We start from the raw sequence: 23,412 nt of genomic DNA, 5'->3' as shown, positions 1-23,412 counted from the left end.
TCAATGTGATGCTCCCCCGCAAGCAGCTCGTTCAGCAAGGTAATGAGCAGTTCCTTGCTGGCAGGTTGCCCGAAGATAATTTTGAAACCGATGTCGGTAAACGGGTTTACAAAATGGGCCATATATCTTTCACTTTTCCTCATGCCTCAAAGATAAGGAAACTTGATGAGATAGGCAAATTTGTATGCGGTGAAGTGCTGGACTTTATCCGAAAAATCTTTCGGCAATGAAACGTGCGGGAAACAGTAATGCTGCCTGTGCGTAACGTTTCCGGGTATGCTTCTCTTTGAACATCCGGTAAAGAAAGCGAAGGTTCATCCGGTCTACCCATGCGGGATAGTAGTCTATCTCGTTATTAGCCGTTTGGTGGATAAAACCTCCGCAGGTAAAACCGATGCCCCGATAACCTGCATCTTTCACTTTTAGCAGGAAGCGTTCCTGCATCAATGCGCCCATTCCTACAATCAGGAAATCAGGATTAACATCAACAATATGCCGTGCTTCCTCCTCTTGTTCCTTCTCCGAAACAAAATAGCCATTCCGGTAACCGGCGACACTTAGCTTTGGATAACGTTCCTTGAAGATGCCAACAGCCTTTTTCACCTGTTCTTGTCGCGAAGCAACAATGTAAACAGATTTGCCATGTTTCTTTGCATATGACAACAGTTCGGGTGCAAGCGATGTCATGTCGAAGCTTCGTCTTGTAATACGCTTTCCGTATATCAAACGGATAGCTGCAACCAAAATAGAACCATCAGCAAAAATACCGTCAAATCCTCCAAACAAAAGCTTATGTTCTAAGGCGGAAAGATATGATACCGGATTAAGGAAAGTGTATATTTTCCCTTTCTTTGATAGAATATCGGTAAGAGTTATTTGTTCTGTAAAAACAATCTTACGTACAAGTATCGATTTCATATTGTTTATTTATGTACTACTGTGCCGTATTGGTGTATTGAGTTACTATCCATATTGGTGAATATTTGTCTATTTTTTCCATCTAATACCAGTCCTCCTATATTAGAATCTATCAAGGTGATATATGACTTGTTCGCAACAGAACTATTGGCAAAATAGAAAACAACAGGAGACAATTTATCATAAGGTTTCTTCCACATTATTTTATTATGAAACACCCTGAATTGCGAAATGTGCAACTCTGAAGTACCTACGATATCAAAAGCACGGTCAAAAGTGTCACCAAAACATTGCGACAAATAAGCCAAACCACCTCTGCTACGATAAAATGTGCTCTCCTTGATATAACGGGCAGTCATCCATGCATGGATGCGGCTATAGAAATTACATCCAAGATTGTCTATTGCTGTGTGGCAATTTATCATTACACAATCCGAGAAATGACAATCGCTGGTGCGCATCATTATGCCCGTAGCATTATTTTGCCCGCCATGAAAATGTATGTTGTCAACAAACACCTCATATCCTTTTCCCATATAAAAGCCAATTCCTCCGTTTTTAATACCGATAATCTCTCCATCAGTAAAGCGCAGTTTGATAGCATTTTCACAATATATTCCAATTTGGGCTTTATTATTCATGTCTAAGCGGAAGTTATGGATGCTTCCTGCATATTTACGCGCTACTCCATTTTTGAAAATCAACATCCGCATAGTATCGGTTGCTATAATGGTGGCTTTACCAAAATCCATATCCAAATGACCTGTAATGATAAGTCCTTTGGCAATATAATACTTCTTGTTTCTTGCAGATGTCAAAGTTACCCCTTTCTCTATCGCGTAATCTATCGCTTTTTGCAATCCTTGTGAATTCCGTTCAGCAGCTTGCCGATTGTCGCTGACACAGCCAAACATTTCAGGTGTAACGTAATACTCTGACCACTGAGGCTGTTGTGCATAGAGAAAATGGACGGACAAGAATATGGTCAATATCAACAATTTTATTTTCATCTTATTATGACTCTGCACGTTTCACGCCAAATAAGTAATGACCTAAAAAAGGTGATAACCGAATAATATTGCTTACCACTAAACAAACGATGATAACCAATAATGCCAAGAACAAAGACAGGAAAAGTTCTATCACAGGATTGGTATGCTGCAAGAATTTCAATCCCACATATTCAAGATGTCTTGGTAAAAAGAAATAATGCAAAAGATAAATATCCAAAGTACGTCTGCCTATATACTGTAGCCATTTCCCAATAAATGTGCTACTGTTAAACGAATCTTGATAACGTCTGAAAAACGTAAAGACGATAATTATCCCTAAAGTCCCTTGGAATAAAAAGGTGATGGTATTATACGTATGAATTGGGAAAAAATGAGATAATACCACATGAATTATTATCATAGCAACGATTATGGTTGCCGAAATATGCTGATTATCCATCCAACGGCAAAATACTTCAAAATATTTCTTGACTAATGTACCGAAAACGAAAAAGAAGTAAAATCTCCAATGAATAATTCCCACAAAATCTAACAACCAAATTCCTTCATAACGAAGTTGATAGAACCTATATGCAGAACCAACAAGATATAAAAGAATTGCAGTTCCAATCAAAAGAATGTCCCTTTTACCCCCCAGTTGTTAATTTGTATGAAATCACATACAGAACAAAGAATTCAAAAAGAGCGATAGTGAACCAATATCCTGCTTTCATTTCGCCTAATCGGTCAACATATTCTCCGCCATGTAAAAAGCAAAAGAGGAAAAAGAATACAAAAGTAGGGATTATCTGAACCATGAATTTCTTTTTCAAGAAAGTTCTTCTTGTTGCTTTATCCCATATTCTATCACTTTTATATAAAACGAAACCGCTTATAAAGAAAAACAATGGCATACGGAAACGAACAAATAAGTTATTAAAGGTTTCCATTTCTTCCATTGTGGAATCAGTAATATGATAGCCGAAATTGATAATGTGAGCCAATACGACGAGAATCATGGTAAATCCACGAAGGGCATCAATATATTCTAAACGTTTAGTAAACATAGATTTTGATTATTACTTAAAAATGTTTTTTAATTTTTTTGCTAAAGCCGGATATTTTGCAGAGAATGGTACCCATATTCTCAAAAGAAATTTTTTCCATACAGGCTGCCATGATGCAGAAAAATGATGTATAGCAATCGTATTTGCAGTTGTTTTGAGACGTTTTGTTGCATAATTCTTTGGACTAAAATACTCCCGAGGATAAATGTGTATTCCTGCAATTTCTTGATATTGATTATTTAAGATAGCACCCTTCATTATTAGTTTTTCTGTAAGATAATCAACATTTGGAATCATATTGTATGAACCATCAGGATTTATAAAGTTCATTGATTTATATCTGTCATAAAATTCCTTCCAAAAAGAATTGTTTTCCACACTACCTATTACTGCAGTGCCAATCATTAATTGACGAGATAGTTCAAATCCAACAAAAGAATCGTTTTTCAATAAATATTCTGGAAATGCTCGCAACAGTTCAACATCTGTATCAAGGTATATTCCACCTTCATACACCAAAGCATAAAGTCTTGCGACATCTGCAACAAATGCATATTTCTGTTCTTTATAAGCCTGGCTTACAAATGGCATTAAATCTAAATCGAAATTATCCTCATTCCATTCTTTAATCTCATAATTTGGATTCAACTGTCTCCAATTTTCTATATTTTCTGAGACACTTTTAGGTTTCTGCTTTCTTCCAAACCAACAATAATGTATTTTCTTTGGTATCATAACTATTCACTTAGAAGTTTTTCCCATTGGGTTACAATTTTGTCTAATGTAAATCGTGTGCTTGACTCTACTGCAACTTTCATCAATTCCATTCGCCTGTTTTCATCCAACATCACTTCGCGCATCTTGTGATAGAATTCTTCTTCATTCTTGTCGGTAATTAGGAATCCATTCTCACCATTATTGATAATTTCATGAAATGAAGCGCACGTATCATACACAAATGGAACACAACCAAATTGCAAGGATTCATTTAACGTCATAGGCCATCCTTCAAATAAGGATGTCATCATAAATAACGAACTTTCCTTATAGTATTTGATTGGGTTTTGTCTTCCTTCTAAAAAGATGCGCTTCAAACTCAATTGTGAAATCAACCTACGATATTCATGTTCGGACTCGCCAAAGCCGACAATTTTGAAATTCCAATCTTTCAAATCTGCATCTTCTTCTATCCGCTTCCAAATTTTAATAGCCAATGAAATTCTCTTCTGAACTTCATCCAATCGAGTGACAATCAGGACTGTTTTCTGCTTGTTTTTCAATTCATTTATAGGGATAAATTCATTAAAAGAAACAGCATTAGGGATAGAAACGAATTTTGTTTTATCATTTATATTCCCAAACTTACAGTAGTCATCCACATATTCAGGAGATAAGAGTACTATTTTATCACACGATGAATAAGCCGTTTTATAAAGTTTGTGGAAAGATGCATCCATATAGGGCTTGAATAATGGATATATCAAGACTTTCACAAACGCTTTCATCTTATTGGTCGCAGATTGAGCATACAACATTTGTTTCCAGATAGAAGAGAAAGCGTTAAAGTAAGGCTCATATCCAGGCGCAAAGTGATGAACAAAAAGTATTTTTGGCTTATAAGAGGCTTTCGAACGTCCTTCCGAAACATTCCTCACCAAAATAAAAGCACCTTCTATAATGATTTTATCTATCTTTTGAGTATCAATGATATTTTTTATAGCATTAGCCGAACAGTCTTTGTATATGCCATCAAACTTTGTCATCTCAAACATATCACCGATAGGCTTAGCATATAAATTGAAGCATTTATACCCTCGATGACGCAATTCATTACTGATGCGTGCCGTTGTTCGTTCAGTTCCGCCTTTTTGTTCCGAGATTTGGAACATGGTAACAAACAATATATTCATAATTTATATGTTAACGCTTTAATTGCATTAGATATAATTTCAATGTTTTTGGTATTTTCAGTTTCCTCGGATGTAAGATATGTATAAATATATTTTTCTCTTAATTTTCTATCTATCTTATTGTTATCAATCATTTCAAATGGGATTCTATCCAAATTATATACTCTTTTTCCAAAGGTATTTGCAAGTAAATGTATCATTGTTTTTAATCTGTCAACTTTCTCATAACCATCCGTTGAGACAAATGATATGGGTTTGTCAGACAAAACAACGTAAGATATAGTATTACTTGTATGTAAAATGACTCTGTTCGAATTATATACTAAATTATCTGTTTGATATTTTATAATTTTCCGATTCCCAAATTCGTTCCCTACATATTTAGATTTCGGATGAGCAGCAATAACTACAGGCATATTAAAATGCTCTTCCAAATAGTCAAAAAATCTTCTCATTGTCCTATGGTAATCTTCTGCATTAATAGTTGTTTTACCACTTAAAAAAACTATATCTTGATGATAAGGAAAATAATTATCGCAAAAAACAATATACGGTCCACTAATTATCGGCCGCTGATTATTAAATTTAAATCTTTCAAAATCCTGATGATTAATCCTAATTGTGCATTTCGCTATAGCGGATGAAGAAATGTAGTCGTTAAAGTTCTTCACAGAATAAATTTTTCTGTAGATAGCAAAACTGACACTCTGTATTTTTTTATAAACAATACCAATGAATTGATTAGAGAATAGTCTATTTATTTTTGATGAGATAGATTCTTGTAGTCTTGTATTAGCATTATAGTCAAAAGATATCGTATAACATCGGTATTTAGAAAGTAACCTAAATATTTTACGGGAATGCCAGTCTTTGAAACAATTTACAATAAATGCAGTATCCTCGATGGACACAGTTTTTAACATTCTATTAAAATGTTCAAGAGATTTAAATATAACAACATGAGAATCAGTACTTAAATTGTCCTGGACTTTATTATCGGCATACCAGAACCACGATAAATCCCAAAATGAAACATTGAATCCTGCATCAATCATATTTGATACATACATTGCCTCATTTTGATATTTCGTTAAAGGTTCCATCGATATATATATAATCTTATTCATGATTACTACTTAGATGTGATAATATATATGATATAAAATCTCTAACAGAGCCTTCTCCTCCACGTTTATTTTGCACTAAAATATTTGGAACAGCCTTAACATCCTCATATGCATCAGCAGGGCAAGCTTTCATACCGACCGCTTCCAACAACTGAATGCAATTTATATCATCGCCGATATAAGCTACTTCATCCAATGTAATGCCAAGTTGCTCACATATTTTTTTTGCAACCGCAAGTTTTCCACCATCTCTCTTCCCTTGATATAGGAAATCCACTTTCAGTTTCTTAGCACGGTTTTCTACTATCTTAGTATCTTCAGAAGTAATGATGCCAGTCTTTATACCAGCTTCATGCAGCAATTGGAATCCCATACCATCACGTGTATTGAACTTCTTCAGTTCATCCCCGTTTTCAGAATAATACATACCACCATCAGTTAACGTTCCATCCACATCGCATAAAAAAAGTTTGATCCGACTTCTTTTTTTTGTGTGTTTGGATAAGACATGCTTGCGCATAAGGTTCTCTAATACAATCCAATCATCAGGTTCATCTATCTCAGTTGCAGTATATTCCGGCATTTCATAAATGCCAATATGTCCGCTGAGGCGGTTGCCTGATTCAAGAATATTCCCCACCTTATTAATATAAAAGGCACCATTCTCCATCAACATTCCAGAAAAGTTTTGCCGTCGTGGACGATTCTTGTAGTCATAGTTCATGCTCGTGCCATCCTCATTCCAAAAAAAACGGTAGTTCCGCACGCAGGTCAGGATGGAGTCATATTTTCCTTTGCCATACATCTCTAACGCTTCCGAAAAATGAATGGTTTCAGTTAATGGAGATGTGGCTTGTACCAACATAAATATGTCATCGGTAGAAAGCTGTGCATAATGGATATATTCCAGCATTACGCTTTCAGTGCTTGCAGTATCACTGGCAGTTTCGGCAGAACGGCGAAAGATTTTTGTCTTTTTGTAAGCATTGGAAGTTACAACATGTTCAATTTTATCAGAGTCAGTAGCAACTATAATTTCATCTACATCAGCGCACTGCTCTAAAGCTTCAATACTCCAACAAACAAGAGGTTTGTTACAAAATAACTTGATATTTTTATAAGGAATGGATTTACTACCACCTCGTACAGGTATGAATGCTATTTTCATATATCTATAATTTTATATTGACTTATTGTGTCCCAATACGTATTTATTCTGTTTAAACGATAATAATCCAGAAAAGTAATAAAAAAAAGCTCCAAAATAAATCGTAGCATATCTTGTCATATTTGAGGAAATAATGGAGCCTACCAGGAAACATACTAATATGTAAATCATCATATCCCGATATTCATAATTCACTTTATTAGCAAAAAATACAATTTTAATCCAACTTAGAATAAGCAAAATAAATGCTGTTAGTCCAACTAAACCAAAATTAAATAATATATCTATGAAATCATTATGTGCACCAATTGCTCCCCACAAATACTTGTAAGTTATCTTATGTGATGCTTCATATCCATTCCCTAACAATGTGGTTAAAACGTTTTGTTTATCGATTTGATTTAATATCAGATTCCATATTTCTTCGCGTCCATTAGATACATCATCAGAAGCATTCCATCGGTTAAACCAATCAAGATAGAAGATATCAAAGGTTGTAAGGAATAAATAAAAGATCGTTATGAAAAGCAATGTCAGTATAACAGATTTTAGACTAACTTTCCTTGCAAAAAACAATATAAATAAGAACCCTAATCCCATTGTAACCAATGGTCCTCGTTTAGTGCTAATTAAAATAATAATAACAAATAAAAAAACGATAAGAACTCTTGTTTTTTTATTAAACAAAAATAACGCTGAAGTCATCCATAACATTAAATACGGAACTATTTGATATAAAAATTCATAAATTTCAGAATTTCCAAGTAAATTTACTATACCACCTGTTTTAAACATTAGAGTAAAAGCAAATAACAATGCAAAAATAATTGCGTATAATATAATTTTTCTTATATCAGGAGACAATATGTTATATCCTTTGTATCCCATAATCCAAAAAGAGATACCTGTCGTGATAAAAACATGATAAAATAAGGGATAGTACGGATTATACATTTTGTCTAATGGAGGAGTGAGTAACTGATATATCACAACTATTCCCACATAAAATAAACTAAATTTTACTATGCCAGTTTTATCGTGCAAAATCAACTTGAAATTAGATAGAATTGTTATAATATTAAGGATTGTCAATAAAACACATCCCCATCCAACACCTCTAATTTGCATAAGTTGCATAATACCTAATATATATATATAAGGAATAATATATTTTGAATAGATCTTATTCATAATAAATAACCACTTTGAGGAATTAGAAATTCAGTATATAGCATTCTTATCTACTATAATGGTTTTACATAAATGAAAATGAGAACTATGACATATCTTCATTTCTTTATCCGTAAATACTTTGCACGATTTCTTATTTGATCAAATTTGAATAATAATTTAAAATTTTTTATTCAATCCTTTCTGCCAATTCTGTATATTATATTAGATAGCTTATAAAATAAATAACCACCCCAAAAACATCCTAAAAAGGTTAAGAATGCAAATATTATTGCACGACTGATATAATGTGGCATGATTGCAAACCATAAAATTTGAAATAGAAATATGTAATAAGTGTATTTTCCCAAAATTAGTATTCTATTATTTTTCATATTTCTAAATAAAAACATGCTTAAAGCAACAAGCATAGCAGGATAGAATGCAGCAAAGCCGTTTTCTCCTGTACTCCAACCAGCATTTTTGAAAAACAAATATGGGATGTCCAAAGATGAATAATTCCGCAAATAAAGATAAAGGGCAGATAACAGTGCAAAAAACCACATTCTTTTAATGAACCATAGAGGTGATCTCTCTTTTATAATCATCCCTAATCCAAAGCAAAGGATATACCGTAATGGACACGACGAATAAATTATTTTTACCCCCCCCCAATAGACTTGATGATTCATAAATTACATCAAACATCCATCCTAAAATGAATAGCAAGCTGAGAAAAGTCGCCACAGTCATGTGTTCTCTTATGTGATATATTATAGGAGAAATCAAGAGGAATAGAAAATACAACAAAACCCAATAGGTTCCAGGACCGGCGAAAGGCAACAATCCTATAGGAAGATAATGTATGGAGAATGGTTTATGGAGGATAATGGCAATTATTAATGAAACCATATAAATCATGAAATAGCTCATATAAGACTTGCCAAATGAATGCCAATTTATCTTCTCCTTACAATTATATCCCATAAGTACCATGAATATTGGCACAGCTTGCGCATACCAAAACACACCTCCATAAGCTGTTTTCCCAATCATGTGTATTACAAGAACCCCACAAATAGCAAGGAACTTTAGTAAATCCAATGAAGCAATTCGATGTTGTACTTTTAACGTGTTCATTTCATCTATTTCCAATTTCCTAATAAATAATGTCTGGTTATTTTAAATTTGGACAATAATAAGACGATGATGTAGCTTATCAAAAGAATGCAAACAGAAGTAATTGGTACAAATATCCAATCATAGAGATATTCATTCAAGCCTAATTCTTTTCTACCATAAAATTGAAACACTACGGTTTGAACAATGTATATTCCTAATGTATATTGCCCTAAATTTCCAAACATATTGAACTTTTTCAGAGAATGTACTAAAGATATTGTCAACAGAATTCCAGCACAGCCCGCCATTAATCTTAAAGTCGCCCGCAATACGTCCATCGGCTGTGAATTATACATATAGCATTCATAGTCCCAATAATGAAATGAAATGCCAAGAAGTATAACCGACCCAAGGAAAGATACCCGTTTGTGTTTTAACACCAATCTCTCGGCACAAGAATTGCGAAAGAAATATCCCAAAATAAAAAACAAATAAAGGTGCTGTGCATTAAATAATATCCCAGGCTTATAATATCCGATAATTTGTAGCATTAGGAATAAAACAATGAATATTAATATCTTACCCCCCCCAATTGTTAATTTCTGTTTATTGCAAATAAATACAATGGAGTATGTACAAATCGAGCAAATAAACAGACATTTGAGAAACCACAAATCCCCTTTTAGTAAGGAGAAAAACTGATGTATATCAAATATTCCTTTATTACAACAGTCTGCTATAAAGATGAAAGGGGTTGCACAGATAGCCGGGACAATTAGGGCTTTTACCTTGTTTCCCACATAATTTCTTGGATTCTTATTGGCATTAAAGAAATATCCAGATACGAAAATAAATTCCGTGTGGTGATAAATGTACTAACAAAAGTTAAACAACAGAAAGACAATAAATGTGCCCATTTTTGATAATTAGAGTTGCGTTTTACTTTCAGAATATAGAAGTATTTCAACTGATACATAAACAAATCGTTGCACATGAGAGCCAAATGCGCCTATTATTGGCAGAAAATGCGATTAACATATCTTAGTCATTTTATCACCAGACAGAGAAAATAAATAAAGGCATATGAAACATATAAATGAACATATATATAGGATTTTCCCACCAACTTGTTTGTCCAATATCAATGTGGGATATAGTATGCCCATATATGACTAAAAATATAGCTATCCCTTTTATATAATCGTACTGAATATTTCTTTTGGTGGGTACTACCATTTCACTTGATGTTTTTTCAGTTTATCCCTTTGGACTTTCTCAATATCAAGAATATCCTCTTTCTTGTAAGTCAATGCCTTTGCCACGGCACGGCAGTCACGAGCCAGTTTGCGTACACCATCCGGTTCCAAGGAAGCTGCATGGTCTGTGCCTTTCCAAGTACGGTCAAGCGTATAATGGCGTTCTATCCATTCAGCACCAAGAGCTACGGCAGCGCTGTCTACGGCTATGCCTAAGTGATGACCGGAGAAACCGATGGACTTTACACGGTCGGCATACAGTTCACGCAAGCGAGTGATTTCAAGCAGGCAAATGTCCTCGAAAGGCACGGGATACCCCGATGTGCAATCATAGATGACCAAATCCTTGTTGCGGCCTTTCGATTCGAAGAACCGGATTATCTGTTCTTCCTCGTCACGGGTGGTCATGCCGAAAGACAAATGGATTTCACCGCCGAAGTTATCACACAGATATTCCAACAAGCCTTTGTTCAGGTTGCAGGCGGAAGGTACCTTTATCAGATTGGGATGCAGCGTGCAGATTTCCTTTGCCGAAGTGATGTCCCATACCGAAGTGGAATATTCCACGCCGAACTCCTTGCACCATTCCTGCAGCTGACGGTGTTGGTCAAGGTTGAACTCCAGGAATTCCCGATGCTCGCCGTAAGTCTTTCCGTATGAATTTTCCGGATGAGGATGCGGGGCATTGTATTCTTCCGGTGTCAACAGTTCCTTGACACAACGTTTTTGAAACTTGACAACATCTACCTTGCAATAAGTAGCCGCAGTCATTATCATCTCTTTTGCGATTGTCATGTCACCCTTGTGATTACAACCGATTTCCGCAATGATTTTTGGAGCTTTCATTTGTTTTTGATTATAGATTTTATAAAATTCATATTTTGTTGTGTGATATTCCATAAAAGTTGCTGTTCCTCTTTAAGGATCGGAATTAACTTCTCTGTCGAATTGTATAATTCCTTTGCTTTCTCAAATAATTCGGTTTCAAAAGACGGATTCAATACATCCACACCCCATTCAGGATGATGGATGTCATCTAAAAACCATTGCATTTTATCATGGGAAATAATGGAAAGGATTGGTGTATTACACCCAAAGGGAATCATTTGTGCATGTCCACGCATGCCAATCACAAGCCTTGGACGAGAATACGCAGAAAGCATATTGGTTGTATCTTTAAATTCCACATATTCGTATGGCACAGACAATTTATCCAAATGTGAACAGATTTTTCCATCTGATGTCATATGGGCATAAACTTTTATCTTGGTTGTTTCAGATAGTTGCGAAATTACCTTAGCGATTGAAGTAAGAACCTTATCATCTGCTTTTCTCATATCTTGACGGTCGAAGGCACAATTCAATGCTATAAAATTTTCTTTCTTAGAATATTGGAATAATTTAGGATATAATATAGATGTCAATGTGGTCATACACGGCTGAAAGGTAAGTTTATCTTTCAATTCTTGTGTGTAAAGATAGTTTTTCAGTTTAGTAATACTTCCATGATTTCTTATACCTATAAATTTAGCCTTTTCTACAAATCTGTTCAGATGTTCCGTAAAGATTGGTTCAAAATCTTCTTGATTTCGAAAACGATTATATCCAATTGCAAAAGCTACTAAAGGTGTTTCTATTTTGTCTAACATATCAATACTACAATTCCATTGCCAACCAGAAGTATTGTTAGGGTGAGTGTCTTTTAGAAACAATCCACCACCCCCTATTATGACTATGTCTGAAGAATTATATATAGAAATATCTGATGGTTTAACTTTTTTCTGAACAGGCTTGTCTATCCATTTTTTGATGCCTATAGAGTCATTGAAAAGATTTCTAAGTATTACTGGAAGAAATGTATCTCCCGCATTATAATGATTGCAGGCTGAAATATGGGTCGCGATTATTCCATTTGGAGATACAAAAGGATATTGAGACATTGGTATAACTTTATCTCCAAAATACTTAAATCTCAAGTATTCAAATCGGTTTACTAATTTTCTTAAAATATTCATTTCATTATTTTTTTTATTCGGTTAATAATAAGTTTTTTTTCAGAGCTCTCTAATCCAACGATATATATAATTAATGCAGAAGTTACTATTTCAGAAGCTATAGAAATCAATATTGGTGATGAAGTAATAAAGGAAAGGGATAAATGAATATATATAATGATTAAAATCAATGTAAAACCTACACGTACAAGAACTTTAATTAAATAATCCATAATTGATAACCTTATAACAATTTTGCAAATAAATAACCTTGGAAACAAAGAAAATGCAGTTATAATTAAATTGACCCATAATGTAGTTTCTGGCTTTGCCCCTAAACGAAGCAATTCATAAGATATAGGTATATTCAAAAGAAAAAGTATAGATACAGTTAACTGGTACATTTTTATCTTTCCTGCTGCTTGCAGCATATTTACCAATGGAACAGCTAACACTTCTATCATCGAAGTTACAATAATTATTCTAAAGAAAATAACCGTATATGTTGGAACTTCTTTTAGCCATATTTCAAGAATTTCTCTTGTATTAATCAAAAGAGGAATTCCTACAACAAGTATCAAGTAAAATGCTAATCTAGAACTCTGATAACCTAATTTTAACATTCCTTTCTTATCTCCCCCTGCATACAGTTTTACCAGTTGCGGACGGACAGCCGTATAAAAATTATTGGTGAAATTAGTGATGGCATTGTTTACTTGCAGTGCTATACCGTATGCCGCGTTCAATACAGGATTGAAAAACAAATTTATCAGGACGTTCAAGCCTTGACTCCGTAAAATATTGGCTAATGCCCCAATCATGTTCCATCCTGCAAACGAAAGCATATTCCGAAACAGACTTGGATCTTTGTAACGGCTATACCGACAAAAATCAAAATACCGTCGGCAATACCATACATAATAAAGCTGAACAGAAGCTATGGCGATGAACATCAATAAAGCATATATTTTCAGATGATCCATTGCGATATAAGGCAGCAACCAAGCGATTGCCAGTTTAAGGCCGGCATCAACAATGCTTGAATAGGCGAACACATTCATGCGCTCCATCGCTATAATGGAAGCGTTGTAGGGGATACATAATAATGTAACAATAAAGGACAATATGGAACTTTGATAAACAAAGTTAGCCGCTGTCAAGCGTTCCGCTGGAATAGTCAATTGACTATTGACAAACCATAATCCTATTGTTTCTGATAATAACAAAATGATGCCAACCAGTAACAAATAAGTGTACATGGAAACAGAAAAGACTTTGGTAAGGGAACCATTATCCTTTTTTCCCATTTCAAAAGACAGGAACCGCTGCGTGGCAGAAGCCATAGTTCCACTCAGGAAACTGAACAATGACACAATGCCTCCAATCACGTTGTAAATTCCATAGTCTTCTGCTCCCAATACGTCCAGTATTACTCGTACCGTGTAAAGGGACACAGCCATCGTGATAAGCTGGCGAAGATAAAGGAAGAGTGTGTTCTTGGCTATGCGCTTGTTGTTGGTTGAATAATCTGTCATACAAATTATTTTGTAGTCCACCAGAGATTCGAACTCTGACCTGCATCTTTTAGATAAGGATATGATATTATCCCTGTCCAGAGGATGCTGTACTGACCATTATACGAGTGAACTGTATATTATTTCACAATCTGCATCCGATGGCACTATGTTCCATGTCATATTGGCACAATGTTTGATATATCCTAACATTCTTTCTTTCGTCCTTACCTTTGCCTTTTGTTTGACGTTTGCAAAGCAAGCATTGCTCAATACTTCTGGAGAATTCCAGCGTATTGCGCTTTCAAGCGAGCATACAATCATATCTGCTATATTTTTGATATTGGCTGTACAAAGGGTAAAATCATCAAATGTCAGATTCTCTATCTTATTGGGGGCTGATAGAGTTGGATAGAAAGCATGTATGGCATCTATATCAAGAGCATTGTATGCATCTTCTATTTTGGTGGAATCGATTGAAGCATGTGCCAATGCATTACGCAATGTCCGGTAATAATCAAACAAGTCTTTTTGAAAACCTGTCAGATCAACGGTTATATGTAAATCCACATTTATATGATTGATAAGCCTATTCAATTCTGTATTAGGCATACCTGCCGGAGCTTTTTTACCTATATCGAACATGGGATATCCTATTCCTTTTATGTCTTCTTGCAAGTCTTCTACAAATGATTCAAGAAAAGCACGAGGAATAATCAGATGGCGAAGGATAATTTTCTGTTTGTAATGTTCTATATCTATATTATGCAAATTCACTCCCAGTTCAGTTGCGGTAGCTTTGACATATTGATTATAGGTCATTTCTGTTGCATTATACCCTTGTTCAAGATGCCTTAAAGCAACTTCAATATATTGTGTGAAAGCATCCATTTCACCTAATTGCTTCTTAAGCTTCTTCACAGAAGGAAGGGTGAACGATGTCCCTCTAATCGATTTGTTGTGCATGGCTATAACATTGTAACGTTATATGGAAATGTCCTTGCATATTATTGACATTGAAACTTTCCCCATATATTCAACGCAAACGGCACACCATAATCCTCGTATGCCTCCGTATGTTTCAACTTCTCCAATTCGTCTTTCAACCGCTGCAACTCAGCCGCTGGAAAATTCCCGCTCTTGATAGAGTCGATGATTGCCTCCATCATGTCTTGACAAACGTAATCAGGACTGTACATGTCATCAAAATAGTTGTAAAGCTCGTCTTCTACGAAGTGGTAAGTGAGGCTTTCAAGTACTTCCAGCAGGACGGTTACGGCCTCGGCATAATTTCCTTGACTGATCGATTCACAAACCGTTTTCCGATAGGGCGAAAGCAGGTTGGCGATGGTGTCTAAATCCTCGTCAATATTACGCTTGCTGAACACAGCTTCAATTTCCGCTTTCAACGGAGTCAATTCGATGTCAGTACGTAATTTGTCTTTCATACGCTGACGGATATAGCTCATTTTAAGTTTGTGAGTTTATGAGTTTGTGAGTTGACATCCTGCCCTTGTTTTTATGAAGATACCTTCGCGGGGCGGTGAAGGTAGACCTCACTCTTGTAACGGATGAAAAGCCTTTCAAAATCTTCACTGCTGTACATATCATTATAATTTTAATGTTTACAGTGCGAAGGCAGGCACATCTATCTGAACGGGCAATACGTCAGTTTTGGACGCTTACATTATTATCCCCATATTCAGCTAGAAATTCGACAGGAGTGTATATTTTTAATAAAGTAGGCGAGACATGTTGGAAATCATGTATGTTCAATGTTAACAGGACATCGCAACCGGATGATAAGGCAGCCTGATATTGATAACTGTCCTCAATATCGTTAAAATGAATATCGTCTATACCAGCTTTCCAGCTTATTCCGCTTTCAATGTGATATTCCAGAAGCAAGCCATTCAAGATACGCCTTAATTCAGATATACGTTCGTCTTTTTCAAGTCCATCTTTTTTCAGATAATTTTCTATGAGGTAAGTCAACGTATAAAAAGAACCGCATGACAAGACTTTCTCTACATCCATCCTGCTCAAATAATGGAATATTCGCCTTATCGTTTCAGCTTCTTTGCGTTTGAAGAGATATTCTATAATGATGTTAGTATCACAAAACACTTTCATAGCTGATACTTGTCTTTTAAGTATTCATCCCTCATTTCTTTGTAAGACAAACCATCGTCATGGTTCAGTATACCGTAGAGCTCGTCTAATGAATACGGTTTGTCAACATGGCCGGACAATATCTCTTCTTTCTTCTGCCTGTCTATATCCTTGGACAAAAGGCGTTGCAACTTGATTTTTACGTCAAGGCTTTGTGAACGAATAATATCAAACAGTTTATCCGCCATTTTGTCGTTTGGTTCAATAGTTACAGTTGTTGCCATAAGTGAAAAAATATAACTCTACAAGGCAAATATAGCCGTTTCTATTTTATTAAGCAAATGTCTGAATGAAAAATTTTGGCAAAATGAAGACATTCGTACTGCTTTTTTAAAGGATATATACTGCATCAGCGGTTGCAGTATATATTCATCAGCAGTTGCAGTATATATTCATCGGCAGTTGCAGTATATATTCATCAGCAGTTGCAGTATATATTCATTTTTCGGGTGTACTATCCTGTATGTTCTGTTCTGCCTGCTGCGCGTTCGGGGCGATGAGGTTCTGACCGCCGTTGATGATGCAGACAAACTGGGGGTCTTCCCGTTCGTGGAGCTTGTCTATCTCATCGTGGTACTCCTTGGGCATTATCCAGCGGAGAAGGCACTTCACGTGCGAGAGGTCGGCGTTGCGGTTTTCATTCAGGTATTCCTGAGCGGCGGCTATCTGCCTGAGGTAAGGTATCTCAAAAAAGGGAGTTACAGGCAGTTATCGCCCGCCAGTGCGGGCTGGGAGTTAGATGCCAATACCTTTTGCACCGCTTTCAGAAGCAAGGCTATTTTCTATAGGATGTCGCTTATCCTTATCCCTTTCACCATGTTCTGCCACGAATGCCGGGCAACGGTAAGGTTCAGCGGATAACCAAGCTCCATCATCTCACCCAATTTCTTCAGGCTGTAATTGATGCGGTGCAGGATGCCGTCATACTGTCTCCATTGCTCGCGCGGAGATTTTGCCGTGATGACAGGGAAAAGCCGTGTCGTCCCTTCCTGTTTGTAGCGGTCCGCAATCTCCTGCAGAGCCTGCTCCCACGGAATGGAAATCTCCTTGCCGGTGATGTGTTGGCAGTAGGTGAGATGTCCGTTCTTGATATTCTTTCTTGTCAACCGGAAAATGTCATCGCTCCTCATGCCCTTGGTATAGACCGTGAACAGGAAAATGTCACGGGCGAATACGACCTGCTGTGGCTCGCCGCTCAAGTCCAAATCACGCAGGCGTTTCACCTCATCAAGCGTCAACCCGTTCCTGTCTTTCTTGACGCGGTAGCTCACGTCCATGCCTTCAAAGGGGTTGCTGTCGGCAGCAAGGCCGTCATCAACGGCAAGACGGTACACCCGCTTCAAATTCCGGATATAGAGGGAAATGGTATTGCGCCCCAGCTCCTGATTCTTCAGCCACGTGTGGTAGTTGCGTATCAACAGGGCGTCAAAGTCCTTGAAAGGCACTTCGTTTTTTCCCAGATAGGCGATGAACCTCCTGATATACATTTTCAACTTATTGGCGGCGTCATACCGTCCCTCATCCCTCAGTTTCTCAACGCGGGAGTTGGCGTAGGCGATGAAGCCGAAACCTTCCAGTTCCTCTCCAGCACCTCTCCAACTATCCCCAGGAGGAGAGAGGGTTATGATTGCCGTCTGCATGTTCTTTTTTCTGTTGTTATCCACTTTTATTTCAATTTTACCTTGTCTGTCAGCCGCCAAAATAGATTACCCTGCCATTCGGCCTGCCTCCCAAGAAATCAAAGATGTTCGGCTCGTCAAAATAGATGCCCATGTCGGCGTAATAGGCTTCCTCAGGGTCTTCAGGCACGGTGTAGAGGTCTTCATAAAGACTGATCCGCTTGCCAAAGGTGGTGGTGAAATAAGTAAGCTTTGCCGCATCCTGTTCTTTCTTCACGATGTCGTTCCAATTGGCTTCACCGTTCCATATCGGCAAGGCTTCCTCGTTGAGCCATACGGCAGAACCGCTTATGTATGTTTTGTTATTATAGGTAACAAGCTGGACGGCAAGATAATGGCTGGGCACGTCTTTGGGAACGGGTGTCGGGAAAATTACATTCTGGAACACACGACCGTCCCTATGGCGCAAGGTAAGCACATTTTCATTGTTTCGTTCTATGACCGTATAAGTGTCCAACTGTTCGGCATGGATGGCATCAAGTGTTTCTGCCGCTTCCATCAGCAAAGCCTTTTCCTCCGCTTCCACAAAAGAAGTTTCATAACGGAACTGTTTGGCAATGGTAACCGCCAAGGAATCACCGCGCTTGTCACGCCAGTTGAAGGCAAGGTCTGCCCACAGCATTTGCCGGGCGGTCTGCCAGTCTCCCGTAAGCCTGCGGAACATCATTTCCCTGAAACGCAAGTCTGGGAAGATGCGCCACATCACTTGGTCTTCCTGTGGAAACCATGTCAGCATTTCGCCCAAACGGGAGAAATCGCCTGACAGTACACATGCCGTCATCCACCCACGAAGGGCACTGCAAGGAGCTTTTGTCACGACCGCAGATACGAACCTGTCCACTTGGGAGGTGGCTTCCGCGCTCATGTCCAAACTCTCGCACCAGCTGGACACCACATTGCCCACGCTGCGGTACCTGTACTCGTAAACGCCGTCAAGCCCGATAGAAACGGTGTTCTCCGTATAGAGCAGCAAGAAAAGAATAAGCTGCTCGTCGAATGCCGCCGCTTCTTGTTCTACCAAACGGTGCAGCCTGACGTAGATTTCATAAAAGAAAGCCACATCGCCGTCAACGTTCATGGACGGATGGTGAAGGCGTTTCCATTCGGAGGAGAATTGGACAAATGTAAACATTTTATTTTAGGTAACAAGTTGACCAGTTAACGAGGTTTTAGATGCCATTAGTGAAACTATTCAGGACCTTGTTGCCTTGTCAACTGATACCTTGTCAACTTCAATTGTGCAACCACACCGTCCGCAGATACCTGCGCCATACGGCAAGATGGTTGGTGGTGTTTATTTCCTTGCAGATACGGACACAGGTTTTAATCAATTGGTCCTTTGCCGCCTCTTTTTCTTGCGCTGACGATTGGATGGCAAATACGTTCAGCAACTCTTCGCCGACCTTGAAATTCGGTACTGCTTTTACGGCTGAATCAGGTTCCGTCAATACCTTATATAAAGTAGGCGCGTAATTACGGAAAGACTCGATGAGCTTTTCCGTTTCTGTAAGGGTAACCTCGTTACGGACTTTCTGCACCTTACCGGAAACCAACTTCTCGTTGGCTTTTCCTGCCGTGAGGAAATATCCGCAGAGAAAATCGTCCCAGTTGGCGAAGAAAACGAGGTTTCCCATCTCTTCCCTCATGCCGATATGGGCATAATACGTAGTGTTGGTTTTTCCGTCCTCCTGTCGGCTGGGGTAATAAACCTCTTCGGTGATGTCCACCTTGCGGATGATTTCCGTAAAATCCTTATGTTGCAACTCTACCTCATTCTTGTCTTCTTCCATCTCTATTCCGGATGTGGGCGTAAGGAACGGGCGGAAGGTAATCCGCGGCCAGTTTTCCTTCACATATCCGGGCGTGTCATGCTCGTAGCGGGCAAGGTTTATCAGGAGTTCGGCTTCTTTGGTGGTCAGTTTGGCAAGACGGTCAGCCAAAGCCTTCTCCCCTTGCTTCTGAAGATACTTGCAAAGAGCCTCCAACGACAGGTCGGCGGCAAGATGCTCCATCAGCTCATACAGCATGGGCTGTGTGCGTTCTCTGTAGCCACAGCCTTGCAGAATGCCGACAAGCAGGTCAACAGCCCGCCCTTTCTCCGTACCGATGGACAATCGGTCACCCTCAGCATTGTGAAGGCGGACGACATGGAGGTCGGAAGCATTTGGGTAGGTGACGGTCAGCCAACTGCCCGGCATTATGCCCTGAACACGGAACACCAGTCCTTTTTTCTTGTGGAAGCGGCAGATGTATCCTTCACACCCGGCAAGTGGGCCATCAACCACACGGACTATCTCGTTCGGCTCGTCCGTTTTCGCATTGAATGCATAATCCGTATAAGAACGCTCCAACACTATCACCTTGTCGGCATAGTTCTCGTTGTAGTCACGGAAAGCACGAATTTGGGATTCGGGTATGATGCAAGCGACAGCTTTCTCGTCTGGAGTGCGCTTTCGGTTGTACCAAATATAAGCACCGGAATCGTTGTCACGGAGAAACTCAGCCAACGCGCCTTGGGTGGCAAGCACAAACACATAGCCGTCGAAAAAGGGCTGCCGCTGCTCGTTGTCACCACGGCGCACATAGACCTTGGTATGCGTAGGACAATAGACTTCCAATATATTCCGTATCTTGCCCTTTTCGCGCTCGATGAGTGCACACAGTTCCGTTTCATGTCCGGGTTTGGTGCAAACAAGAAACCAATGGTAATCGACTGTGTTGAGTTTGTCGGACAACATGATGGATTTACGATTTGCAAAGTACTATTTACGGTGGTTTATCCCATTTACAACACACCAAATCGTAAATTGTAAATAGACGAATTGTAAATGAACAAGGCGTTCCTTACGCTACCCCCATGACAATCGCATGATGGCTGACTGATACCTCTCCGAATTTGAATCACCACGCTTTGTAAACATTTTTAGGACGTTCTTAGGCGTTGTTTACAGTATTCTTTAGGTTTAGCGGCAGCATTCCGGAGTAAAAACTCAGCAACAATGGCCTGCCGTTGTTATGTGACGAGAAGAACAAAGCGCAATGCGCTTTAACATTTTTGTTCCCATATCACAAATCTTTAGTTTTCAATCAATTAAGTATCTTATAGTTCGCCGCTTTACCATAGTTTTATATTATGAAACGGCAGGTTTTTATAATACACTGATATTCAGCGGATATCAAGCCTTGGTTTTCTTAATTAGTCGAACAAATGCAGCTTTTGGAAAATTTTAATCACTAATCTTGAAAAAAATTAGGCCGTAAATTCCTTAGTATTAAATCTTTTTATTACATTTGCAACGTGTTTTGCCGCTTCATAATATACAGTGGCAGGTTTTGTCGAACAGATTCCAGTCGTTTTATTTGCGAAAAATCTTGCCAATCAGTTGACGGTTGGCTTTCACAACACCCTCCGTGTCAATGGACGAAAGGTAGATTTGCGTGGTTTTTAAACTTTCATGCCCCAAACCCTTACTAACGATGGACAGGCTGACTCCCATGTCCCGCATCGTGCTTGCCCAGCAATGCCTTCCTACATACGTTGTGAGCGGAACCTGCAGCCCCACCATGTCGCCGATTCTTTTCAGCAGACGGTTCACCTTATGTTCCATCCGCTCATATTGCCGGCGTTCCGTGCCGTCCTGCTTGGTGATGATGGGCAGCAGATAAGGACTACCGACAGTCAGGTGGGCGTAGGTGTCCACAATCTCCTGCATGACCGGTTCCCATCCGATGGAAATGCTCTGCCCTGTCTTCTTGCGGCTGTATTGCAGCAGCCCGTTCTTGATGTCATTCTTCTTCAGATACGCCATGTCTACGAACGAAATGCCTTGCAGGTAGATGCAGAGCATGAATAGGTCACGGGCAAAGGAAAGGTCGGAACCGTCCGGCAAGTTGAGCCTTCTGATGGTCCGTATGGTATCTAACGGGAGGGCGCGTTTCACAGTAGAGGCAAAGCCCGTGAAGACATGGCGGAAGATGTCCTTGTCGGTTGCCAGCCCCTTTTCCACCGCCTTGCGGTAAAGGGTGCGCAAGGTGCGCAGGTAGCACGATGATGAATTTCGCTTCACGCCCTGTTCTTTCAGCCATGCCTCATATTGGTTCATCAGTTCCGCGTCCAATGCGTCTATGGCGATGTCCTCGCCGTTACGGAAACGGGAGAAGCTCGCCAAGGCATCACGATAGGTCTTGGCTGTTCCCAGCCTGCCGATGCGGAGCTTTTTCGCCACCATGCCGTGGATAAAGCCGAACCACGTTGGGCAAGGTGGGAGCAGCCGAAAGGCCGATGCAATGTCGTCCGCCGTATATTCCACCATTGCCTGCTCCTTTTCCGTAATCAATGAAGTGATTTGTTTGCAGTCCCACCGTACCTTGGAGGCAATCAGTTGCAGTTCCGCCTGCCGTTCCGGCGTGCCGGTGATGCGGATGAACGAAGTCCGCCCGTCCCATTCCTCTGGTGTGATATGATAATCGGTATAAACAGCTCTCGTGCTTCTGCGGTGAGTCACTTGGAAATACATAGTGCCCGGCTTGCCTTCAGCGGTAGAAGGGCGGAATTTTAGTTTGAATGTTGCCATGATGTCTGATTTTTAATTTGTAGTCCAAATGAAAATATACAGAAGCGGTCGTTATTTAGCATTTTGTCCTGAATAGTTTGTCTGTGTAATGCCGGGCATTATTCGGTTGCCTATTTCCTTCTTTCCAGTTTCAAGGCTCGAACAGCAAGGCTAACTCGACCCTCCTGCGCCGCTCAATGCCGGGAATGACCTTTCCTTTCCATTTTCGAAAAGACACGTATTCTTTGAAAATATCCCGGTCTCCACGTTCTAATTTGCATCTGTATGAAATATGTGGAAACGCGAGATTTTGAAAAGGTGGATGAGGTGAAACGCGACGTATTGGCTCTTTACCGCAATGCCATCCGCAAATATGCTGACAATCAAGAAACGAAAGTCGCCGCCATTTTTGAAGAGATTCCGGGGCAATTGCAGAAGCATGAAAAGAAATTTGTCTTGTCCGCATTGCATAGTGAAGCCCGTATGCGTGTTTCTTGGTTAGTTTAACTGATAATGCAGAGATAACAAAACCATCTGAAAGTTCCAAGAAACGGCTAACAAAAAAGTAACATAAAAAACAAAACACCTACGGCGTAATGAAAGCCAACCGGAAAATGATTGACAAGATTTGGGGAAAATAAAAGCCTGTTCCGAATTTATCATGTGAACCATCAAGCCAAGAAAAACTTTTGTAGAAATTCAAAACAGTTTCTTCTATGTTGTAATCCAAATATCCAGAGAATTTTTTTATTTTATTAAAGGTTTTCATT

General features: G+C 38.8%; 28 protein-coding genes and 1 pseudogene. 1 reads left to right on the top strand and 28 read right to left on the bottom strand.

All coding sequences use genetic code 11. The annotated features are described in order from the left end of the window. The 27 genes and pseudogenes from H9625_RS14660 to H9625_RS17800 form a co-directional block, all read right to left on the bottom strand. A partial coding sequence (locus H9625_RS14660) for a PD-(D/E)XK nuclease family transposase (RefSeq protein ID WP_191765078.1) occupies positions 1-122 on the bottom strand: 122 nt, incomplete at its 3' end. Positions 123-204: 82 nt separating this feature from the next. Beyond that, positions 205-918, bottom strand: coding sequence for a WecB/TagA/CpsF family glycosyltransferase (locus tag H9625_RS14655; protein ID WP_191765076.1), 714 nt, complete (start codon positions 916-918; stop codon positions 205-207). A 5-nt stretch (positions 919-923) separates the two neighbouring features. Continuing rightward, the gene (locus H9625_RS14650; RefSeq protein ID WP_191765074.1) at positions 924-1,928 is read right to left on the bottom strand and encodes a hypothetical protein; all 1,005 of its coding nucleotides are present in this window, start codon (positions 1,926-1,928) and stop codon (positions 924-926) included. Positions 1,929-1,932: 4 nt separating this feature from the next. Next, positions 1,933-2,544 (bottom strand): hypothetical protein, encoded by a 612-nt coding sequence (locus tag H9625_RS14645; protein ID WP_191765072.1) that lies wholly within the window; start codon positions 2,542-2,544, stop codon positions 1,933-1,935. A gap of 13 nt (positions 2,545-2,557) precedes the next feature. Further along, a complete protein-coding gene (locus H9625_RS14640; RefSeq protein ID WP_191765070.1) occupies positions 2,558-2,977 on the bottom strand; it encodes an acyltransferase family protein in 420 nt (139 codons plus the stop codon). Between the two features lie 12 nt (positions 2,978-2,989). Further along, positions 2,990-3,712, bottom strand: coding sequence for a glycosyltransferase family 32 protein (locus H9625_RS14635; protein WP_191765069.1), 723 nt, complete (start codon positions 3,710-3,712; stop codon positions 2,990-2,992). A gap of 2 nt (positions 3,713-3,714) precedes the next feature. Continuing rightward, complete coding sequence (locus tag H9625_RS14630; protein WP_191765067.1) at positions 3,715-4,887, bottom strand: glycosyltransferase; 1,173 nt, start codon at positions 4,885-4,887, stop codon at positions 3,715-3,717. Beyond that, on the bottom strand, positions 4,884-5,990 hold the full coding sequence (locus H9625_RS14625; RefSeq protein WP_191765065.1) for a hypothetical protein: 1,107 nt from the start codon (positions 5,988-5,990) through the stop codon (positions 4,884-4,886). The genes H9625_RS14630 and H9625_RS14625 overlap by 4 nt, the downstream gene beginning before the upstream one ends. A gap of 16 nt (positions 5,991-6,006) precedes the next feature. Continuing rightward, entirely contained in the window at positions 6,007-7,182 is a 1,176-nt protein-coding gene (locus H9625_RS14620; protein ID WP_191765063.1) for an acylneuraminate cytidylyltransferase, read from the bottom strand. A gap of 12 nt (positions 7,183-7,194) precedes the next feature. Then, positions 7,195-8,373: an O-antigen ligase family protein gene (locus H9625_RS14615; protein ID WP_191765061.1), complete on the bottom strand. Its 1,179-nt coding sequence runs from the start codon at positions 8,371-8,373 to the stop codon at positions 7,195-7,197. Positions 8,374-8,546: 173 nt separating this feature from the next. Continuing rightward, on the bottom strand, positions 8,547-8,918 hold the full coding sequence (locus H9625_RS14610) for a hypothetical protein (protein ID WP_191765060.1): 372 nt from the start codon (positions 8,916-8,918) through the stop codon (positions 8,547-8,549). A 4-nt stretch (positions 8,919-8,922) separates the two neighbouring features. After that, positions 8,923-9,507 (bottom strand): acyltransferase family protein, encoded by a 585-nt coding sequence (locus H9625_RS14605; protein WP_191765058.1) that lies wholly within the window; start codon positions 9,505-9,507, stop codon positions 8,923-8,925. After that, positions 9,498-10,325 carry an acyltransferase family protein gene (locus tag H9625_RS18080; protein ID WP_394354951.1) on the bottom strand — a complete coding sequence of 276 codons (828 nt, stop codon included), beginning with the start codon at positions 10,323-10,325 and terminating at the stop codon, positions 9,498-9,500. The genes H9625_RS14605 and H9625_RS18080 overlap by 10 nt, the downstream gene beginning before the upstream one ends. A gap of 202 nt (positions 10,326-10,527) precedes the next feature. Further along, positions 10,528-10,710 (bottom strand): acyltransferase family protein, encoded by a 183-nt coding sequence (locus H9625_RS14595; protein ID WP_191765056.1) that lies wholly within the window; start codon positions 10,708-10,710, stop codon positions 10,528-10,530. Then, positions 10,704-11,576: an N-acetylneuraminate synthase family protein gene (locus H9625_RS14590; RefSeq protein WP_191765054.1), complete on the bottom strand. Its 873-nt coding sequence runs from the start codon at positions 11,574-11,576 to the stop codon at positions 10,704-10,706. Before H9625_RS14590 ends, H9625_RS14595 begins: the two co-directional genes overlap by 7 nt. Further along, a complete protein-coding gene (locus H9625_RS14585; protein ID WP_191765052.1) occupies positions 11,573-12,745 on the bottom strand; it encodes a polysaccharide pyruvyl transferase family protein in 1,173 nt (390 codons plus the stop codon). The genes H9625_RS14590 and H9625_RS14585 overlap by 4 nt, the downstream gene beginning before the upstream one ends. Next, the gene (locus tag H9625_RS14580; protein WP_191765050.1) at positions 12,742-14,259 is read right to left on the bottom strand and encodes a lipopolysaccharide biosynthesis protein; all 1,518 of its coding nucleotides are present in this window, start codon (positions 14,257-14,259) and stop codon (positions 12,742-12,744) included. Before H9625_RS14580 ends, H9625_RS14585 begins: the two co-directional genes overlap by 4 nt. Before the next feature lie 99 nt (positions 14,260-14,358). Beyond that, entirely contained in the window at positions 14,359-15,159 is an 801-nt protein-coding gene (locus H9625_RS14575) for a hypothetical protein (RefSeq protein WP_143269864.1), read from the bottom strand. An 86-nt stretch (positions 15,160-15,245) separates the two neighbouring features. Continuing rightward, entirely contained in the window at positions 15,246-15,686 is a 441-nt protein-coding gene (locus tag H9625_RS14570; RefSeq protein ID WP_225226453.1) for a hypothetical protein, read from the bottom strand. Positions 15,687-15,906: 220 nt separating this feature from the next. Beyond that, entirely contained in the window at positions 15,907-16,371 is a 465-nt protein-coding gene (locus H9625_RS14565) for a type II toxin-antitoxin system VapC family toxin (protein ID WP_191765046.1), read from the bottom strand. Then, positions 16,368-16,634, bottom strand: a complete 267-nt coding sequence (locus H9625_RS14560; RefSeq protein WP_140400090.1) for a hypothetical protein — start codon at positions 16,632-16,634, stop codon at positions 16,368-16,370. The genes H9625_RS14565 and H9625_RS14560 overlap by 4 nt, the downstream gene beginning before the upstream one ends. A gap of 214 nt (positions 16,635-16,848) precedes the next feature. Beyond that, positions 16,849-16,998 (bottom strand): hypothetical protein, encoded by a 150-nt coding sequence (locus tag H9625_RS17805; protein ID WP_225226452.1) that lies wholly within the window; start codon positions 16,996-16,998, stop codon positions 16,849-16,851. A gap of 194 nt (positions 16,999-17,192) precedes the next feature. Beyond that, positions 17,193-18,074 (bottom strand): tyrosine-type recombinase/integrase, encoded by an 882-nt coding sequence (locus H9625_RS14550; protein ID WP_317173118.1) that lies wholly within the window; start codon positions 18,072-18,074, stop codon positions 17,193-17,195. 25 nt (positions 18,075-18,099) lie between these two features. Beyond that, complete coding sequence (locus tag H9625_RS14545) at positions 18,100-19,221, bottom strand: hypothetical protein (RefSeq protein WP_191765044.1); 1,122 nt, start codon at positions 19,219-19,221, stop codon at positions 18,100-18,102. 100 nt (positions 19,222-19,321) lie between these two features. Beyond that, complete coding sequence (locus H9625_RS14540) at positions 19,322-20,827, bottom strand: transcription termination/antitermination NusG family protein (RefSeq protein WP_191765042.1); 1,506 nt, start codon at positions 20,825-20,827, stop codon at positions 19,322-19,324. Positions 20,828-21,445: 618 nt separating this feature from the next. Then, positions 21,446-22,663, bottom strand: a complete 1,218-nt coding sequence (locus tag H9625_RS14535; protein ID WP_191765040.1) for a site-specific integrase — start codon at positions 22,661-22,663, stop codon at positions 21,446-21,448. 130 nt (positions 22,664-22,793) lie between these two features. Further along, a pseudogene (locus H9625_RS17800) lies at positions 22,794-22,919 on the bottom strand (glycoside hydrolase family protein); the annotation flags it as partial. A gap of 8 nt (positions 22,920-22,927) precedes the next feature. On the opposite strand from H9625_RS17800, the gene H9625_RS14530 reads away from it, so the two are divergent. Then, positions 22,928-23,149: a hypothetical protein gene (locus H9625_RS14530; RefSeq protein WP_191765038.1), complete on the top strand. Its 222-nt coding sequence runs from the start codon at positions 22,928-22,930 to the stop codon at positions 23,147-23,149. A gap of 79 nt (positions 23,150-23,228) precedes the next feature. Here H9625_RS14530 and H9625_RS17795 read toward each other — a convergent pair. After that, positions 23,229-23,412: hypothetical protein (locus H9625_RS17795; RefSeq protein WP_087213121.1), on the bottom strand; the 184-nt coding region annotated here is incomplete at its 5' end.

Source organism: Phocaeicola intestinalis, assembly GCF_014837065.1.
Classification (GTDB): Bacteria; Bacteroidota; Bacteroidia; order Bacteroidales; family Bacteroidaceae; genus Phocaeicola; species Phocaeicola intestinalis.
This window is presented reverse-complemented; position numbering and strand designations above follow the sequence as displayed.

Bases quoted from the DNA above. Each gene is read 5' to 3' on its own strand.
- H9625_RS14590 (WP_191765054.1), bottom strand. From the start codon at position 11,576: ATGAAAGCTCCAAAAATCATTGCGGAAATCGGTTGTAATCACAAGGGT.
- H9625_RS14565 (WP_191765046.1), bottom strand. From the start codon at position 16,371: ATGAAAGTGTTTTGTGATACTAACATCATTATAGAATATCTCTTCAAA.
- H9625_RS14595 (WP_191765056.1), bottom strand. From the start codon at position 10,710: ATGGTAGTACCCACCAAAAGAAATATTCAGTACGATTATATAAAAGGG.
- H9625_RS14635 (WP_191765069.1), bottom strand. From the start codon at position 3,712: ATGATACCAAAGAAAATACATTATTGTTGGTTTGGAAGAAAGCAGAAA.
- H9625_RS14610 (WP_191765060.1), bottom strand. From the start codon at position 8,918: ATGTGGTTTTTTGCACTGTTATCTGCCCTTTATCTTTATTTGCGGAAT.
- H9625_RS14620 (WP_191765063.1), bottom strand. From the start codon at position 7,182: ATGAAAATAGCATTCATACCTGTACGAGGTGGTAGTAAATCCATTCCT.
- H9625_RS14640 (WP_191765070.1), bottom strand. From the start codon at position 2,977: ATGTTTACTAAACGTTTAGAATATATTGATGCCCTTCGTGGATTTACC.
- H9625_RS14570 (WP_225226453.1), bottom strand. From the start codon at position 15,686: ATGAAAGACAAATTACGTACTGACATCGAATTGACTCCGTTGAAAGCG.
- H9625_RS17805 (WP_225226452.1), bottom strand. From the start codon at position 16,998: ATGCCCAAGGAGTACCACGATGAGATAGACAAGCTCCACGAACGGGAA.
- H9625_RS14545 (WP_191765044.1), bottom strand. From the start codon at position 19,221: ATGTTTACATTTGTCCAATTCTCCTCCGAATGGAAACGCCTTCACCAT.
- H9625_RS14650 (WP_191765074.1), bottom strand. From the start codon at position 1,928: ATGAAAATAAAATTGTTGATATTGACCATATTCTTGTCCGTCCATTTT.
- H9625_RS14560 (WP_140400090.1), bottom strand. From the start codon at position 16,634: ATGGCAACAACTGTAACTATTGAACCAAACGACAAAATGGCGGATAAA.
- H9625_RS14625 (WP_191765065.1), bottom strand. From the start codon at position 5,990: ATGGAACCTTTAACGAAATATCAAAATGAGGCAATGTATGTATCAAAT.
- H9625_RS14530 (WP_191765038.1), top strand. From the start codon at position 22,928: ATGAAATATGTGGAAACGCGAGATTTTGAAAAGGTGGATGAGGTGAAA.
- H9625_RS14585 (WP_191765052.1), bottom strand. From the start codon at position 12,745: ATGAATATTTTAAGAAAATTAGTAAACCGATTTGAATACTTGAGATTT.
- H9625_RS14655 (WP_191765076.1), bottom strand. From the start codon at position 918: ATGAAATCGATACTTGTACGTAAGATTGTTTTTACAGAACAAATAACT.
- H9625_RS14615 (WP_191765061.1), bottom strand. From the start codon at position 8,373: ATGAATAAGATCTATTCAAAATATATTATTCCTTATATATATATATTA.
- H9625_RS14535 (WP_191765040.1), bottom strand. From the start codon at position 22,663: ATGGCAACATTCAAACTAAAATTCCGCCCTTCTACCGCTGAAGGCAAG.
- H9625_RS14630 (WP_191765067.1), bottom strand. From the start codon at position 4,887: ATGAATATATTGTTTGTTACCATGTTCCAAATCTCGGAACAAAAAGGC.
- H9625_RS14540 (WP_191765042.1), bottom strand. From the start codon at position 20,827: ATGTTGTCCGACAAACTCAACACAGTCGATTACCATTGGTTTCTTGTT.
- H9625_RS14580 (WP_191765050.1), bottom strand. From the start codon at position 14,259: ATGACAGATTATTCAACCAACAACAAGCGCATAGCCAAGAACACACTC.